Origin of the sequence: Acinetobacter sp. YH12151, assembly GCF_013418355.1 — a bacterium.
GTDB lineage: Bacteria > Pseudomonadota > Gammaproteobacteria > Pseudomonadales > Moraxellaceae > Acinetobacter > Acinetobacter pseudolwoffii.
This window is the reverse complement of sequence record NZ_VPCG01000035.1, coordinates 17,005-31,569: the sequence shown is the minus strand read 5'-3', so window position 1 is coordinate 31,569 and position 14,565 is coordinate 17,005. Positions and strand designations below refer to the sequence as shown.

Sequence of the window (14,565 nt, the reverse complement as noted above, 5' to 3'; positions counted from 1 at the left end):
GCAGACTAATTTTTAATTGAAAAACTTCATCAGAAGATTTGAGCTTTACAGTTCCCATAACAGCCTAGTTCTCAAAAAATAGTTTTAGTAAATCTAAAATTAACATAATACACCTTATACGAAATGCGTTATAATTATCTTTAGAAATCAATGCTGTAGTTTCTAGTTGATAGCTCATCTTCCCCAAGGTGGGCTTTTTTTATGATTTTTCATGTTCCACGCTCAATAAGTGAGCAATGTTCCACGGGTTTAATAAGCCCAGGTGAACAATTCAATTTAACAAAAAGGTTCATATTTAAGTTAAATAGTAAGAATAATAGAACTTGATTATTAAGTAGGTTGAGATATGGATGAGATAAATAAGATGGATGAGGAGGAGCGCATTATTGCTAAAGAGGCAGGTCGGGTGCTCACGGAGACCTTTATTGCAAAAGCTAGTAATGGACCTGTGGTCTATGTCACAAACGATACCGTAGTGTGTAAGGCTCCGAATAGTGAGCCTGTAATGATTAAACAACTGTATCGTAACTTAGAAATTTCTAAGCGTCTGCCGAAGCAAGGTACAGTGAAGATCAAGAAAAAAGACATCAGATGATTTTTAAAGTATAGAACGCTTAATCTTCATTGAATACAGCATTCAATACGCGTCCAAATAAACCTCGGTTTTTAGGTTGTGGTACTGTCATATTTTGCAACGTGGCACGCTGTGGCGTTTGGCTGTCGCGTGCTGTGGCATATTGTTGTGGTATTGCCACACTTGCTGCCACATCCTTATTTAAATTTTCTTTATTTTCAATATCTTGATCTGTTGTTGCATGCTGTGGCATTTTACTATCGCATGCTGTAGCGTCAGGGTGTGGCACTACTGTGGCAGGTGCCACACTTTTTAATTCAATCAGGGTCTGCATACGGTCAATTTGTTGCATCAAACGTTCTTCACGTTCTTGGTATTTTTTGACTTCGTTTTCTAAATGTGTAATGAGTTTTTGTGTAGCAGTATCACTGCTTTGCTTAGGAGCTTCCTTAGCAGGCTGTGATATCTGTTGTGGTTCACCAAAGCATCGAATAACTTCGGCAATATCAAATTGGCCATCACTGGAACGTGACAAGCGTCCATTACGTACAGCTCTGTAGATAGTCGATCGATCGACATTAAACTGTTTGGATACTTCGCTCAGTGAGAGTTTAGCCATTTAATTTTCAAGTCCTATTATTATCTTTAAGAGAAAATAATATAAGCATTAGCATATATTTTATGTCAAAACTGACCTATATATTTGATTTATACAATATACCGCAGATTTAGAATACTCATTTCAACTATATAATATTTAATATTTTTTTATAGCTAAAAAACGAAAAAGCCCTGCTTGACAATTGTCTCGCAGGGCTTTAAATTCGTTGGCACGCAGTTATTTGATGGGCAAACATCAAGTAACGAAGATCATAAGGTTTGGCGACCGTTATGATTTCACCCAAAGGCTTTTGTACCAGAACACTATTTTCACTGTTATGTGCAGTAATATCAAGCCCAAATTGAAAAGTCTTCGTTAGTTAAGTGTTTTTTTCATCAAATAAGTATCCTAGATCGAGCTTTGCCCGCTTCTGTGTGTCCGTTTTACGGTCGGCATGCAGTACGTGTGGTAGGAATAAGTGTCACTGGCGTATTGTAGCGATAGTCGAAAGGCTAAACCGCTTACAGGGGAACTTCACATAGGCGGAGCGTTGGGAGTAGTTACATCGGACTGTTAAGTTGTATGTTGGGGAAACCCTCGCAGAGATACAGCCGTGTAGCGACAGGGAGCGCGTGGAGCGAAGTGCAAGACTTTGAGTCCTTGTCTGCATAGTCAGCAAAACTATGTGCGGATACGACCGATGCGTGGCTCCGTCAGCCCAATCAGGTTATTCGGCAATACTTAAGGGATATTGATTTTTCTTAAAATCATGCCCTTAGGGTGAGTATTGCCGAAACTCTCTCAACGTTCACCATCAGCCCAAAGCGAAGCGACGGCTGTGGGGATCTTGAGAGAGTGAGAGCATTAGCCAAAAGGAACTTAATCGCGAGTTACAACTTTGGCGAGTTAATGAGAAGCAGATGAAAGCAAGAGATCAAAAAACAGATGAAGAGCAAATAATTGATCTTTTCTTCAAATGAATATCGTGAATTTTGCTTGTAGTATGCATCAGGTTTGATTTTTTAAGTTATGGCCTAGGGTCTTCCTTGTCTGAGTCGTAAAGTGTCTTAAAACGCAAATCAGCGCAAAATAGGAAAGCCCTGTCCAATAAACTTGGAACAGGGCTCGTATTGGAGTTTCACGTTACCGCCTAACGCCAATAGAACGTATTGGTACGTTTTCACAGTTATCAACTTGAGACATTTTCTTTGCCAGGCAAAGGAAGCGACTTTCAAACCGTTCCAACAGCTACCTCCAACTGTTATCACGACTAAGTTTGATACAAACTTCGGCTGTGTTTTAGTTCCACAACTACGACTTTCTAATACCATTTTTCCGCTAGTTACAAAGCAAGTTGCTCTCCATCTCCGCTAAGTATAGGTTCGCTAGTATTCAATTCTTATTTTCCATCATCTTCGCTTAGTCACATGTGGACCGCTAGATGAAAAATCCAGAAAAAAATACATCTCCGCTAAAACACTATTCCGCTAGTCAAACAACTGTACTGCTTCGTAACGTCACCGCTAAAAAAAACAGCTAGTAGCGATTAATAAAAAATTATTAATAACTAAGTTTTTATCGATATTATTTCTTTCAATGAAGTAAAAAATTAATCGATTTGCAACCAACACCACAATATGCTGAATATCAACATATTGGTAAAATTGGGAGTAGAAACACTCTCAATTGCTCACAGTTTAAAGAGTTAATTAGACTCTGCGAATTGTTATAATTCATCTTAAGACTAATCTGAATATAGCCAATTCTATTCACTGAAATTTGCATAGTCCCAATTTTGTTCGAGAGACCAATCCCGAACAATTGAAACACAATGGTGACCAAACCATTTTAGCTAAGTTCTCGCTTTTTTAGATAACACATAAAACCGACTCCAACTTTCGGAAACAAATCTGCATCAAATCACGACACAAATATTTAGACTCCCTTTACCAATCCTGATAGCCATATCAGGATTGAGTTCGCCTATTGCCTTTCAGCAGTTTAAAACTAATAACTGCAACGATTTCACTATTTAAAATAGCTTATACGCCCTACTCATCATCTCTCCCTCTCCACACCTGCCATGACAATTCAATGTCAACGGCATGGAGATTCCCAAGTTATTTCCAACAGTCTTGATCAGACCGCCTATCCTCTATTATCAAAATAGCACTTCCAACCTCTCGGTGTTTTTTTCCCCCCAACGCGGTTCCTTAAAAACATGGGGATATGGCTATAATGATAAAATCGCAAGGGTAAGGCTCTTAATCTGCACGTATCTCAGCTATGCTTGCCGATGTATTCTGCTTAAGCTATCCGTTGACCCATTGAGCTTGAAATAATCTCACCAGATGGTGCCGCTGTATCCAGATTTCTCCTCAACAGCCTGTAACATTGCTGTTACCTCAAACGCCCACAGATGTGCTCTTGAGCTGCATTTCTCACTAGAAAGTCTAGTGCGCATCATGCACACACAAGATCGGTATTAACGGTACTGACAACATCCTTGTCCCGACCTCCCGAGTTCTGCTGAAACAGGGGTTCAAGTCATGCAGATTGATCTGCACTTCTCTAGCCTGGCGATTTCTCACCAGACAACCACTTCACAATATTTCTATTGCTTATAGGCGCCCGTGTCCTTGTCGCCCAACCGCTTGTAAACAAGCTGATTGGATCGAAAAGAAGTATCTCAACTTCTTAGCGCCCATCAGATCGTACCGAACCCTGCTTCCAAGGTAGTACGCTCAATCGGTCAGTCGTATGGATGGCTAATCCGCGACTGTGCGCTATCTAAAAAAACATGGCTTTAAGCAGGCTGATGCCTGCTCAAAACGCTAAAAGCGAAATGGTCAGGCAGTTGGTCAGACTGCTTTCAGTCAATGAATATCCCGACTATAAACTAAATAAAAAGGGGTGTAAATTTCGTCACCTAGGAACCGCTTTATTGCACGATGACAAATTGTGTCAATAAAGCCTGACCAATGCCTTTGGCATTGGTTTTCGTGGCGAAGCCACGTTAAGCCTTATGGTATAAGGATTTCATTAATTTTTAATATTGCTTAATGACAATGTGAAATATAGAATATTGCTTAATGACACATATTAAATATTGCTTAGTGACAATAAAATGATTAGTTACAGCCCGAATAGTCGATATACAGCACAAAAAATTGCAGACAAAGTTTCGAATGGTGCATATTTCTATAGCCATTTTTCTGTTGAAAGTGATAAGACTTTATTTTTCGATAGCATCCAAAAATTGTTGAAAAAACTGACTGATAAATACTCGCTTCATTTAACTGCAAGGCAACGGACTTATCGTTTAAATACAAAAAAAGAACCGATAGCTGATCTTATTATTCAAAAAAGACCCTCCATTGAAGGGGTCAATATTTTTGATTTTTGGTTATTGATTACTACGCCAAAAAGCCATGACTATAATCAGTCCAAGAGTGAAATTGCCCTGAAAAAAATTGTCAACCAGCGAATTTCAGAAGCTGTACTGGACTGGAATAAAGCGCTAGAGCAGGAGGAAATACAGCTTATCCAAAACTATTATCAAGACCATGAAAAATTTAAGTTTGTGTTGCATAAACCTTACTTAAAGATAGTCGTTGATAAAGGCCATATAGAGCTAGTACGCTTATCTCATTCCAGCAAAAAATCAAAAAAATATGCCCCGACTGAAAAGAGTGCTAAAAATTACACCTGGACTTGGCGATATGATGAGCCAACGCTGCAAATATTTAAAAAGAAATACATTGAGATTATGAATGTTTTGATCTCAAACCCTGATAAAACCATGGGTATGTCTATGCTTGAGACGTTCTATAAACGTCTCAGATTTTATACCGTTTTTAAGGGTAATCGACATCAAATGGGGCGATTGCTGACTGAAGTAGTGAGCTACCACTATAAAAAAACAGGGAAGGACTTTAGGAAGGTGGACTACTATGTTCCTCTGGAGCTTGATTATTTATCACGACTCACCAACTATGCAGATGACTTTTTGCAATATAGTGTTTTACGTAGGCTTCGAGAGGATGCCAACCTTAATTTAAGTAAAGATAAGGTGACAGGAGATGCCACGAATCAGCTAATCCAAAAGTATTTACTGTAGTCCTTAAAAAAGGTGAACGATGCCGAAATATCCTGACGATTATTATCTGACCCGGCAAGAAATTGACGATTTGAGAGCAGAGGCCAAAAACGCTGCAAAATATATGAAAGCTTTATTTGATTTTAAGATTGAAGCTTGTTACTCATTTAACGTGAACTGGTCCATTGAGGATGAAGAATTTGTTGGCCTTTGTGCTGAATTTCCATCTTTATCCTGGCTAGATCCGGACCCAGATAAAGCACGTTCCGGCATTGAGAGACTTGTTTTTGAGACATTACAAGAGATGAACTCTACTGGATAACATATCCCTTAATACTTTTGAAAAAGTCCCTGATTCCTCTGGATGTATTCATCCAGATGATTGGAATCTAAGCCATAAATTTGCAGTTGCTTATCGATATATTTGAAAAAGAAAGAATAGACAATGTGCATGATCCCCAGTGCTAACGCTTCTATTTTGATTGCCGGAAATAGGGCATTCGGGTCTGTAAAGAGAACGTCTAAGGTGAAATGATTAAAAAAATAGATGAAAAAAGTCACCAGACTCAACAAAGTCAAAACTGCATAAGCTTTAACGCAAGCCTTGCAGTATTTATTCATTTTTTCTAATTTCTGAAAAGTTATAGGATTCATTTTGCGCTCTGGACAATTAAATTTTTGAGGGAAGAAACTTTTACCGATTCTAAATATTCAGGGTTAAAAAAGGAAAAAAAAATTCTGTTATATGATCCTGTACTTTATAAAAAATTATCAAAACTAAAAAACTCAATTCTTTTAATATACTGAAATTAAATATAAAATTAAGATCACACATAATAACTACCTTGGTTTGAAAAGAAGCTATTGTGTGTGTCGATTAGAGCATTATATGTAGAAAGGTCTCTAGTTCTTTATCCTGTCTACCCGACTTGTAATATGATTCATATATCAGCTAATTGGGAGTGCGGTACTATGTCAACAGTAGATCTAATTGATGAAGATGACAATGAATCAGGTATTGCTGCCAAAGCCGCAAATGTACTTCGAGAGTGCTTTATTGCAGCAGCTCAGAGTGGAACAATATTGTATGTCGAAAATGATAGTTTAGTGAGGAAAACGTCGAATGCCGTACCAATCGTGATTAAACGCTTGGAAGGCCGGAACCCTGACCTTGCTCACCGATTTGAGGGACGAAGAACTTTCAAAATTAAAAAGCGTAAAATTAATCAGGATTAAGCATATTAATAAAATTTAAAATTATTAATTTCATTACTTAAATATTAATAATTTTTTAATATTTATAAAAACTAAAATAAATGTTTATTTAATAATAAAATGTTTAAAATCAATATCTTGATTGATTTTTTTGTAAGTGCTATAAACCTCCATTAGTTTTCTGATCTTGAGAGTAATTAATGCTTTATGAAGCAAAAGTGTATGCCATGATTCAAACTCAATTAAAGTATGCACCAAAAAATAGTTATGGTAGAACGCTTGTTTTACAAATACTCAAATATGGCGATTTCTTTGAGATGTTTAAAATAAAGCCTATGCAAATTGCAAGTAATCTAGGACTAACAAAGAGCGGTTATACCTTGGTCTGTATAGCTTGGAATTTATATGAAGATTTAAAGGTGCATAGTTTCGATCTACAGAAAATTTAGTAGCAAAATTTGTTGCAAGTTTATCTATTTCAGAGCGCTGTTTTATTTTTTTAAGTAAAGGGTTTTTTATGAAAACAAGAGATGAGTTTTTAGCTAAATTTATGGAAAAACTAGGATATATAAATGAAATTAAAAACTTTGCTCACATCCGTAATGAGCATAAAAAAGAATATGAACATTTTCAACGTATTCACTTAAGTGGATTCGCTTTAGCTGCAAAAGAAATTGGTTGGATTGACGAGGATGAGTATTTAGAGTTGCGTATAATGGCAACCGATAAAAACTATCAAGAGACACTGGCATCTTTAGAAGAAGATTAGCGGTCGTAAATATTTAAGAAAGGAATTACGTACAAGATATTTTATATTAAATTTCAGTTAGATACGAATACTATAATGATATGAAAAAGATGCAACATACATAATACTGATGAAGTTCAATTCTGTTAAGTCCTATAGAATAGGAGAGACTGGTGGTAGATATTGTTGATCCTTCTACACGTAGCCGTATGATGGCAGGAATTAAAGGCAGCAATACAAAACCTGAATTGATAGTCAGGCATCTGCTTCATAAAAAAGGATTTCGGTATCGTCTTCATGTAAAAGATCTTCCAGGAAAGCCGGATATCGTTTTGCCAAAATACAGGTCAGTGATTTTCATCCATGGCTGTTTCTGGCATGGTCATCAGAATTGTAATCTTTTCAGGTTACCGGCAACGCGGACTGAATTCTGGCAGGAAAAGATCTGTCGTAATCAGGCGAATGATGCCAGAGCTATAGATTTCCTGCTCGCCAGTTACTGGCGAGTCTGCATTGTCTGGGAATGCAGTATTCGGGGAGCCAAAAAAGATCCTGAAAAAGTAGTCAGTGCAATTGCTGACTGGCTTTCAAGTGATGAACAGTTTCTTGAAATACGTGACTCTCCAAGAGACAGACGATTTTTGAAGTAATACAGCCATACTTTAGCAATACTTATTCATCTGATGACAGATTAAGCTCCTCGTATTCATCATATAGACAAGCTGAATTGGATGCTGACACCCTGAACTGATTGCGTTTTTTCTGTTTCCATTTACCTGTATTCGCATCCAGTGCATATTTACATCCTGGATCATGAACCACTATTCCTGTAGACAGGGCATCCAGAAATTTTTCAATACTCGCTCCTTTAGCCAGCGACACCTTTGGGCCAAACTGGTAATAGGTAGATCCTTCAAGTTTTAAGTTAGTATATGAGACATAGCATGTTTTCGTATGTTTGTTTTTCCAGTGATTTAGCAGTTTGCTGAATGTCCATCCAGCTGCAATTTCTCCATTGTCATTTTTCAAAAAATAGCCACCCTCGCTCAAGGTAATTTTCTTTTTCTCCAGATCATATCCTTCAATGAAAAGAGTCAGATGGGTTTCCGGATTTCGGATTCCAGTCTGGTGTTTGGCCGTAAAGTAGAGTTTTTCCGGTTGCCTGCGGTTTGCATGGGTATTCATGAAATTTGCATAGCTGTCACGATAGAGTCCGATATCCGGTTCAGGAGTCATCAGGGTCGTACTGCTTTTTGATCTTGTTTTCAGCTCCCAGTCGAGGAAATCCGGACAGGCGTTTCCGTTCGGAATGATGCCAAATTCGCATTCAAGGGTAAAACCGGCTCCATTCGGTGCCTCATAGGGGATAACAGTACCATCTTTGTCCAGTCTTCTGGATCTTATTGGTCCCTTGATGTAGATATCCTTGAGTTTTCCGATCAGCAGATCCTGACTGTCCGCAAGGCTGGAGTAGTATTCATAGAAAACTGACAGTACCTGTCTGTCCTGATTCTGTTCTGAATATTTCTGGATCTCCTGGGAAATTTCTTCATCCCATGACCCTGTATAGGCAAAGACCTTATCTTCAGTCAGTCCCAGTATCATGCCCCGTTTCCGGCTGGCATACAGTTCACGTTTTTCTGCTGTTGGCGGTTTCATGATCTTGCCCGGTGCAAGCGAGCAGCCACGGAGGAATCCGGAAAGTCTTATTTCCGGATATTTGGGATAGAGAATAATCTGGGAACCTGCGGCTTCTTCAGTTTTACCTTCCGGTGTGATCCAGAACAGTCTGAGAGGCGCCTTGAATATCGGCCCCTTACTGGATTCTCCATCTGCGCGGATCTCACCCAACGGAAAATCCTGGAGGACCTCAAAATTACCCCCAAAATAGATCTGCTGTTTGGAGTTATCATTATTGGAAAGCGGCTTGAGCAGGATGCGGGTTGCACCCAAATCCTGCATTGTCTGTGATATCTGCCCGAGAGTGGCCATATACGATCCGGTCATTGTTTCTCTAACCGGATCGTACCTTTATTTGAATGATTCTTATAGTTTTTTACGCGGAAATTCTGTCTTTTTCACGCTTCTGAATTTCTGCTGCACGTAAAATATAAGGTTCCAGTAACCTGGCAACGGCAGTGAAAACAGGCACGACAACCGAGTTGCCGAACTGCTTGTAGGCCTGTGTATCCGAGACCGGAATACGGAAGAAATCGTCCCCATCCAGTTTCTGGAAGCCCATCAGTCTGGCACATTCCCGTGGTGTCAGACGACGCGGGCGGTTCTTCTGGTTATCAGGATCATCAAACTCTTCTTCTCCCCGTTGCATATCCCAGCCACGGTCAATCAGGATTTCCGAACCGTCTTTATGATAACGGGCTGAAAGGGTTCTGGCCACGCTACCAGGATTTTTCGGATCTACCAGACCAAAGCCAAAACCGTTACCTTTAGCCTGATGTTTCTTGGCATAGTTGTAAAGATACTTCCAGAGATTTTCAGTCAGTATGTATTTGTCTTCTACTTCCTTTTCTAACACATCCTGTATGGTCGGACGGACTTCAGGGAAGAATTTACTGATATTTTTCAGGGAAAAGTCACCCTTGATATCCAGACTTCGTTTGAAGCCTACCAGTACAATACGCTCTCGGTGCTGGGGAAGGAAGTTCTTGCCGTCAATGATTTTGGGATCATTCGGACCACTCGCATCAGCATCTGCAACATCATAGCCCAGCTCGTCCAGCGTCTTCATGATGATACGGAAGGTATTTCCCTTGTCATGGCTTTTCAGGTTTTTTACATTCTCGAGTACGAAAATGGCTGGCTGTTTTGCGGCAATAATACGTGCCACATCAAAAAACAGTGTTCCCTGTGCTTCACATTCAAAACCATGTGCCTTGCCAAGGGAATTCTTTTTTGAAACACCTGCCAGAGAGAACGGCTGGCATGGGAAACCGGCCAGTAGTACCTCATGATCTGGAATTTCGTTATCAATATGCTCATAAGCTTCATTGATGTCTGTATCCAGATCTTCAGTCAGCGTAACCTGTCTGATATCTTCGTTGAATTTATGCTGTTCAGGATCACAGTACCAGTTAGCCTTGTATGTCCGGACAGCTTCCTTGTTCCATTCGCTGGTAAAAACGCACTGTCCGCCGATTTCCTCAAATCCCTTCCTGATCCCGCCAATCCCGGCAAACAGATCAATAAAACGGAATTTATAGTGTGGATGGTGGGCTGGTGGCTTCGGAAGCATTTTTTGCTGAAGCATTTCTACTTCGCCTTCACTTAGTGCCCGTGGTGCACTCTTTCCATTGAGCCATTTATTCAGTGTTTCACGGGTCCAGTCATACTGTCCTACCCTGCGAAGTATTTCAGCAACAGTTTTCTGGTCGTAGGACTCCAGGACCTGATTGACCAGCATCTTGTGTTCTTCAATTTTCTGGTTTTCCTGAAGCAGGTACTTTTCATGCAGGTCATCAGCCTGGGAGAGAAACTCTTTCATCTATAAATCTATATTGGGTATTTTGAGTGATACTTTATCACTCATTTGACCCAGATATAAGCTCAAATATTCATTGTCGCTCATAAACTCTCCATTTAAAAATGGATTGGGAAAAAGCAGCCCTGAATGTAGGTCCAACTGGGCCTTGAGCTTTGTATTTTGCAGTAAGCGTCTGATCTGACGTTCTGAAATATGCAGTAGCTGAGCAGCTTGGGACTGGGTGATGCGTTGATCACAAATTTCTTGCAAAACCGACAATCGTTTAAGTTCTTTATCCGACATAGACACCAACATATCAAACCGTCCGCTTCGATCATCGCAAAAGCGCATATTCTAAAAGCGGACATTTTTACTTTGGAGAAACCGGACATTTCTATTTTGGGCTTACAAACCAACTTCGCATAAGAGATTTTATGTTAAATATGGAAGCAAGTCTTAATCATAAGTAACGTCATGGACTACAAACTTATTATTCTTTCAATATCTATTATCTTTGGATTCTTCTCAGCTGGGGCATGGTTTTATTCAAGCCAGGTTAAAGTCACTAGAGAAAAAGCTGTAAAGATAGCCAAGAAAAAAGCTCAAAAGAAAAATGAACAACCTAATTTATCAGGAGTTTCTTTTGATGGATGGGATGTGAGAGAAACTTTAAAAGCCCAATCAAAATGGAATAGTTTAGGTGCTTTTTTCGCAAGTATCTCTATGTTTTTTCAAGCTTTAATTTCTATTTTTCATTAACATATATGAGAAATCTTCTGTTAAATTAATTCTGACTTGAATTAATTATTTCATCGGCTATTTCTAAGGCTTTAGTTAAAAGATCATAGATATTCTTATAGTTCTGATAATTTCCTTGTTCATGTATGCTTAGTAAACCTCCTATTTTCACATCCTGTAGAATAGAAGAGAGTAAGGCGTAAAAAGTGACGACTTGAGGAGCTACTTTAGGTGATAACTGTCCAATTTTATCTAAATTATTAGAATACACTGGGAATACATTTTCTTGAATATCGAGCGAAAGTGTTGTCCTATAACCTCTATTTTTTTCAAGGTATAAAACTATATTTTGAATATCTTCTACATACTTTCTTTGTTCAATTAGTTTTTTTAAAGCTTTAATCTCAGCAATAATAGCTAACTGAATTGATAATTGTTGAGACCTATTATCCTTATATTTAAAAAACAACTGAATAAAAAAATTAATGATAACAGTTACTAAAGCAACCATTAAAGCATCAGATACTTTCATCATCTTAAGTATTATCTATCGCATTTCTTAAAATTATTAATGATTCTTCTCTATAGTCTTCTGGAATCATTGTGATTTCATTTTTCATTAATCTATCAGCATATTTCTTTTGCAGTTCATTTAAATCAAGCCCATCCTCCTTTAAAATTTTTAGTACTGCGCATAATGTAGCATCTTCAATAACAAACCCACCCATGTGTTATCTCCTTTTAAAATAAGATAGGAATTTCTATTTTTTTAATTCTTCTATCATAGCATTACGAAGAATTTCATTCATTCGTGTTTGATAACCTTTCCCTTGTGCTTTGAACCAAGCAAGAACATCAGCATCTAACCGAATAGAAGTTTGTTGCTTCACTGGGCGATAGAATTGATTATGGCGTACAGCATTACTCCAATCAGTAATTTCAGGAATATCTGATAGATCTAGCTGATCATCACGAACCGTCCCTTTAGCAAGCAAGCGTTGAATTTCAGCATCTTGCTTGTCGCTGAATTTTTCATTCAGTTCTTTGCGTGAGTATCTAACCATGCTCATATTTATCTCGCTCCGCTTTAGTTACCTGTCTTGCACTAATAATTCTTATGATTTCACAGTCATCTTCATCAAAGATAGTGTGAGCTACCAAGAGCATTAGTACGCCTTTTACTTTCCCAATGGTCTGCCAACGTTCTTCACCATCGGTATGTCTGTCTTGGATTGAGATCCTTAATGGATCATCGAAAACAAGGCTTGCTGTTTCGAAAGAGACATCGTGCTTTTTCTGATTCTTTCGATTCTTTGCCTCATCCCATTCGAAATACTGTTCCATAAAAAACATTCAAATTTGTATATACAATAATGTATCACAAAATTGTATCACTCAAGCTGGAAAGCGTAATTTTTAGTCAAAATGATTGGCAAAATATTTCAAAACTGCTCATAAAAAAGCCGACTTGTTTTCCAAGTCAGCTTTTCGACATCGTCGAGCATTACCACTATAACACAAGTATATGATTTTTATATATTTAAAATATTCGTTTCGGATGACGCCCATTATGATAAATGGCTCAAAATTTACATTTTAAACTGCGAATAAGAAGTTTATCTTAGATGTGATAAACAACTTTTTGGATGAAAATTAGTTAATGAGTTACACCTTAATATTTATAACAATATTTGCCTCCTTATTATCAGGAATTTTGGGCTCTATCCTTTCTCTTATTTACATGAATAGGATGGAGAAGAGAAAATTAAAAATTGATCTTACTAGGCAATTATTAGGACATAGGTTTTCTATTCAAGGTGAACAGTTTTCTAGTGCTATGAACCAAGTAATTGCAATTTTTCACGATGAACCAAGGGTTCTTAAAAGGTTAGAAAAATTACATTCTTGTCTTAAGGATCCAATGAAAAGAAATGTTCATGATGCCTTTATTGATTTTTTGCAAGAGTGTTGCATTGCTTCAAAAATTTATAATCAAGAATTAGAGCGAAGTCTGTATATAGAAACATTCAATGCTAAAGATTAAGGTAAATTTTTTATGAGGGATAGAAGCATGAAGTGCTAATGTAAATTGTTAATTAAACTAAAATTAACATAATACACGTTATACGAATTCCCAAGGCATGGCTTTTAGTTATGCTTTTTTTATCAAAAGAGTATAGCTGAATGATAGCGAGCCAAATCGCATACAATATCTATCATTAGACTTAATGCAATAATTAAATGATATTGTTATCATTAATCTAATAGAATTAAGATTAAATGATAGAAATGAATACACGTATTTATCTACGAGCTTCAACTAAAGATCAAGATGCAGAAAGGGCTTTGCAGATTCTTCAGGATCTAAACCAAAACTTGAATTTGGGCGAAACCATTGTGTACGTGGAAAACTATAGTGGTACGAAGTTAGACCGACCTGAATTGAATAAGCTACTGTCAGAAGCAAATCAAGGCGACACCTTGTTGGTTGAAAGTATTGACCGATTATCACGCCTAACCCAACAGGATTTTCAAGAGCTGAAGCGCAGGATCCAGGAGAAGGGACTTCGTTTAGTCGTAGCAGATCTTCCTACTACCTACCAAATGATTCAAACCAGTGACAGCATTACTCATTCAATCCTGGATCTCATCAACAATATGTTGATTGATCTCCTGGCAACAATGGCCCGCCTGGACAATGAGAAACGTATAGAACGTATTAAGCAGGGCTTGGCACGTTCGGGTTACAAGCCAACAGGTAAGAAAGCCAATGAGGCTAAGCACAAACGAATAAAAGAATTACTAGCAGCTGGCAATATGACTAAGGAAGAAATTGCCAAAGCAGTGAATTGTGGAGTTGCAACTGTTTATCGAGTTGCTAAAGTCATTTAAAAAGGCTTGTATCAGTGCTTCCCTTATGTCATATCTATTTACAAAGGAGCAAGGCATTTTTAAAGATCAAAAGACGGAATTAATGATGAAAAAGCATTTGATTTTCCTTGTTTTTATAGTGATGGTTTTTATTTTAGCTCTAGTTGTAAAGATTAATAATGATCATAAAAAACGGCAAGCATTAAACAAATTGGAACTAGTTGAAAAGCAAATCCAT

General features: G+C 37.9%; 18 protein-coding genes and 1 pseudogene. 10 read left to right on the top strand and 9 right to left on the bottom strand.

Annotated features, from left to right (window positions below; genetic code table 11):
* The first annotated feature begins 346 nt into the window (after nucleotides 1-346).
* Nucleotides 347-595, top strand: coding sequence for a hypothetical protein (locus FTU82_RS12155; RefSeq protein ID WP_180058737.1), 249 nt, complete (start codon nucleotides 347-349; stop codon nucleotides 593-595).
* A gap of 19 nt (nucleotides 596-614) precedes the next feature.
* On the opposite strand, the gene FTU82_RS12150 is transcribed toward FTU82_RS12155, so the two are convergent.
* The gene (locus FTU82_RS12150) at nucleotides 615-1,193 is read right to left on the bottom strand and encodes a plasmid replication DNA-binding protein (RefSeq protein WP_180058736.1); all 579 of its coding nucleotides are present in this window, start codon (nucleotides 1,191-1,193) and stop codon (nucleotides 615-617) included.
* 3,109 nt (nucleotides 1,194-4,302) lie between these two features.
* Between FTU82_RS12150 and FTU82_RS12145 the strand changes: the two genes are divergently transcribed.
* Together FTU82_RS12145 and FTU82_RS12140 are read left to right on the top strand one after the other, a co-directional pair.
* The gene (locus tag FTU82_RS12145) at nucleotides 4,303-5,295 is read left to right on the top strand and encodes a hypothetical protein (protein ID WP_180101374.1); all 993 of its coding nucleotides are present in this window, start codon (nucleotides 4,303-4,305) and stop codon (nucleotides 5,293-5,295) included.
* A gap of 19 nt (nucleotides 5,296-5,314) precedes the next feature.
* Entirely contained in the window at nucleotides 5,315-5,596 is a 282-nt protein-coding gene (locus FTU82_RS12140) for an antitoxin HicB (protein WP_180058734.1), read from the top strand.
* Between the two features lie 8 nt (nucleotides 5,597-5,604).
* Here the strand turns inward: FTU82_RS12140 and FTU82_RS12135 are convergent, their stop codons facing one another.
* Nucleotides 5,605-5,928, bottom strand: a complete 324-nt coding sequence (locus FTU82_RS12135) for a hypothetical protein (protein WP_180058733.1) — start codon at nucleotides 5,926-5,928, stop codon at nucleotides 5,605-5,607.
* A 318-nt stretch (nucleotides 5,929-6,246) separates the two neighbouring features.
* On the opposite strand from FTU82_RS12135, the gene FTU82_RS12130 reads away from it, so the two are divergent.
* From FTU82_RS12130 to FTU82_RS12115, 4 genes are all read left to right on the top strand, one after another.
* Nucleotides 6,247-6,510, top strand: coding sequence for a hypothetical protein (locus FTU82_RS12130; RefSeq protein ID WP_180058732.1), 264 nt, complete (start codon nucleotides 6,247-6,249; stop codon nucleotides 6,508-6,510).
* Nucleotides 6,511-6,689: 179 nt separating this feature from the next.
* Entirely contained in the window at nucleotides 6,690-6,938 is a 249-nt protein-coding gene (locus tag FTU82_RS12125) for a hypothetical protein (RefSeq protein WP_180058731.1), read from the top strand.
* Between the two features lie 68 nt (nucleotides 6,939-7,006).
* Nucleotides 7,007-7,258: a hypothetical protein gene (locus tag FTU82_RS12120; RefSeq protein ID WP_180058730.1), complete on the top strand. Its 252-nt coding sequence runs from the start codon at nucleotides 7,007-7,009 to the stop codon at nucleotides 7,256-7,258.
* A 152-nt stretch (nucleotides 7,259-7,410) separates the two neighbouring features.
* A complete protein-coding gene (locus FTU82_RS12115; RefSeq protein WP_180058729.1) occupies nucleotides 7,411-7,887 on the top strand; it encodes a very short patch repair endonuclease in 477 nt (158 codons plus the stop codon).
* A 22-nt stretch (nucleotides 7,888-7,909) separates the two neighbouring features.
* On the opposite strand, the gene FTU82_RS12110 is transcribed toward FTU82_RS12115, so the two are convergent.
* The 3 genes and pseudogenes from FTU82_RS12110 to FTU82_RS12100 all read right to left on the bottom strand — a co-directional run.
* Nucleotides 7,910-9,229 carry an MvaI/BcnI family restriction endonuclease gene (locus tag FTU82_RS12110; protein WP_180058728.1) on the bottom strand — a complete coding sequence of 440 codons (1,320 nt, stop codon included), beginning with the start codon at nucleotides 9,227-9,229 and terminating at the stop codon, nucleotides 7,910-7,912.
* 64 nt (nucleotides 9,230-9,293) lie between these two features.
* Nucleotides 9,294-10,739 carry a DNA cytosine methyltransferase gene (locus FTU82_RS12105; protein ID WP_180058727.1) on the bottom strand — a complete coding sequence of 482 codons (1,446 nt, stop codon included), beginning with the start codon at nucleotides 10,737-10,739 and terminating at the stop codon, nucleotides 9,294-9,296.
* Between the two features lie 139 nt (nucleotides 10,740-10,878).
* Nucleotides 10,879-11,021, bottom strand: a pseudogene (locus tag FTU82_RS12100) (helix-turn-helix domain-containing protein); the annotation flags it as partial.
* Between the two features lie 171 nt (nucleotides 11,022-11,192).
* Between FTU82_RS12100 and FTU82_RS12095 the strand changes: the two are divergent.
* Nucleotides 11,193-11,477 (top strand): hypothetical protein, encoded by a 285-nt coding sequence (locus tag FTU82_RS12095; RefSeq protein WP_180058726.1) that lies wholly within the window; start codon nucleotides 11,193-11,195, stop codon nucleotides 11,475-11,477.
* A gap of 25 nt (nucleotides 11,478-11,502) precedes the next feature.
* Here FTU82_RS12095 and FTU82_RS12090 read toward each other — a convergent pair whose 3' ends face one another.
* The 4 genes from FTU82_RS12090 to FTU82_RS12075 are packed head-to-tail and all read right to left on the bottom strand — an operon-like array spanning nucleotide 11,503 to nucleotide 12,800.
* On the bottom strand, nucleotides 11,503-11,991 hold the full coding sequence (locus FTU82_RS12090; RefSeq protein ID WP_180001825.1) for a hypothetical protein: 489 nt from the start codon (nucleotides 11,989-11,991) through the stop codon (nucleotides 11,503-11,505).
* 1 nt (nucleotide 11,992) lies between these two features.
* A complete protein-coding gene (locus FTU82_RS12085; RefSeq protein ID WP_180001826.1) occupies nucleotides 11,993-12,184 on the bottom strand; it encodes a hypothetical protein in 192 nt (63 codons plus the stop codon).
* 33 nt (nucleotides 12,185-12,217) lie between these two features.
* Nucleotides 12,218-12,526 (bottom strand): BrnA antitoxin family protein, encoded by a 309-nt coding sequence (locus FTU82_RS12080; RefSeq protein WP_180058738.1) that lies wholly within the window; start codon nucleotides 12,524-12,526, stop codon nucleotides 12,218-12,220.
* Complete coding sequence (locus FTU82_RS12075) at nucleotides 12,513-12,800, bottom strand: BrnT family toxin (protein ID WP_034707141.1); 288 nt, start codon at nucleotides 12,798-12,800, stop codon at nucleotides 12,513-12,515. Before FTU82_RS12075 ends, FTU82_RS12080 begins: the two co-directional genes overlap by 14 nt.
* 316 nt (nucleotides 12,801-13,116) lie before the next feature.
* Between FTU82_RS12075 and FTU82_RS12070 the strand changes: the two genes are divergently transcribed.
* Together FTU82_RS12070 and FTU82_RS12065 are read left to right on the top strand one after the other, a co-directional pair.
* Nucleotides 13,117-13,500 carry a hypothetical protein gene (locus tag FTU82_RS12070; protein ID WP_147395704.1) on the top strand — a complete coding sequence of 128 codons (384 nt, stop codon included), beginning with the start codon at nucleotides 13,117-13,119 and terminating at the stop codon, nucleotides 13,498-13,500.
* A gap of 236 nt (nucleotides 13,501-13,736) precedes the next feature.
* Nucleotides 13,737-14,348 carry a recombinase family protein gene (locus tag FTU82_RS12065; RefSeq protein WP_004889724.1) on the top strand — a complete coding sequence of 204 codons (612 nt, stop codon included), beginning with the start codon at nucleotides 13,737-13,739 and terminating at the stop codon, nucleotides 14,346-14,348.
* Nucleotides 14,349-14,565: the final 217 nt, after the last annotated feature.

Bases quoted from the DNA above. Each gene is read 5' to 3' on its own strand.
- FTU82_RS12070 (WP_147395704.1), top strand. From the start codon at position 13,117: ATGAGTTACACCTTAATATTTATAACAATATTTGCCTCCTTATTATCA.
- FTU82_RS12140 (WP_180058734.1), top strand. From the start codon at position 5,315: ATGCCGAAATATCCTGACGATTATTATCTGACCCGGCAAGAAATTGAC.
- FTU82_RS12120 (WP_180058730.1), top strand. From the start codon at position 7,007: ATGAAAACAAGAGATGAGTTTTTAGCTAAATTTATGGAAAAACTAGGA.
- FTU82_RS12075 (WP_034707141.1), bottom strand. From the start codon at position 12,800: ATGGAACAGTATTTCGAATGGGATGAGGCAAAGAATCGAAAGAATCAG.
- FTU82_RS12130 (WP_180058732.1), top strand. From the start codon at position 6,247: ATGTCAACAGTAGATCTAATTGATGAAGATGACAATGAATCAGGTATT.
- FTU82_RS12155 (WP_180058737.1), top strand. From the start codon at position 347: ATGGATGAGATAAATAAGATGGATGAGGAGGAGCGCATTATTGCTAAA.
- FTU82_RS12065 (WP_004889724.1), top strand. From the start codon at position 13,737: ATGATAGAAATGAATACACGTATTTATCTACGAGCTTCAACTAAAGAT.
- FTU82_RS12105 (WP_180058727.1), bottom strand. From the start codon at position 10,739: ATGAAAGAGTTTCTCTCCCAGGCTGATGACCTGCATGAAAAGTACCTG.
- FTU82_RS12110 (WP_180058728.1), bottom strand. From the start codon at position 9,229: ATGGCCACTCTCGGGCAGATATCACAGACAATGCAGGATTTGGGTGCA.
- FTU82_RS12145 (WP_180101374.1), top strand. From the start codon at position 4,303: ATGATTAGTTACAGCCCGAATAGTCGATATACAGCACAAAAAATTGCA.
- FTU82_RS12080 (WP_180058738.1), bottom strand. From the start codon at position 12,526: ATGAGCATGGTTAGATACTCACGCAAAGAACTGAATGAAAAATTCAGC.
- FTU82_RS12085 (WP_180001826.1), bottom strand. From the start codon at position 12,184: ATGGGTGGGTTTGTTATTGAAGATGCTACATTATGCGCAGTACTAAAA.
- FTU82_RS12125 (WP_180058731.1), top strand. From the start codon at position 6,690: ATGCTTTATGAAGCAAAAGTGTATGCCATGATTCAAACTCAATTAAAG.
- FTU82_RS12135 (WP_180058733.1), bottom strand. From the start codon at position 5,928: ATGAATCCTATAACTTTTCAGAAATTAGAAAAAATGAATAAATACTGC.
- FTU82_RS12150 (WP_180058736.1), bottom strand. From the start codon at position 1,193: ATGGCTAAACTCTCACTGAGCGAAGTATCCAAACAGTTTAATGTCGAT.
- FTU82_RS12095 (WP_180058726.1), top strand. From the start codon at position 11,193: ATGGACTACAAACTTATTATTCTTTCAATATCTATTATCTTTGGATTC.
- FTU82_RS12090 (WP_180001825.1), bottom strand. From the start codon at position 11,991: ATGATGAAAGTATCTGATGCTTTAATGGTTGCTTTAGTAACTGTTATC.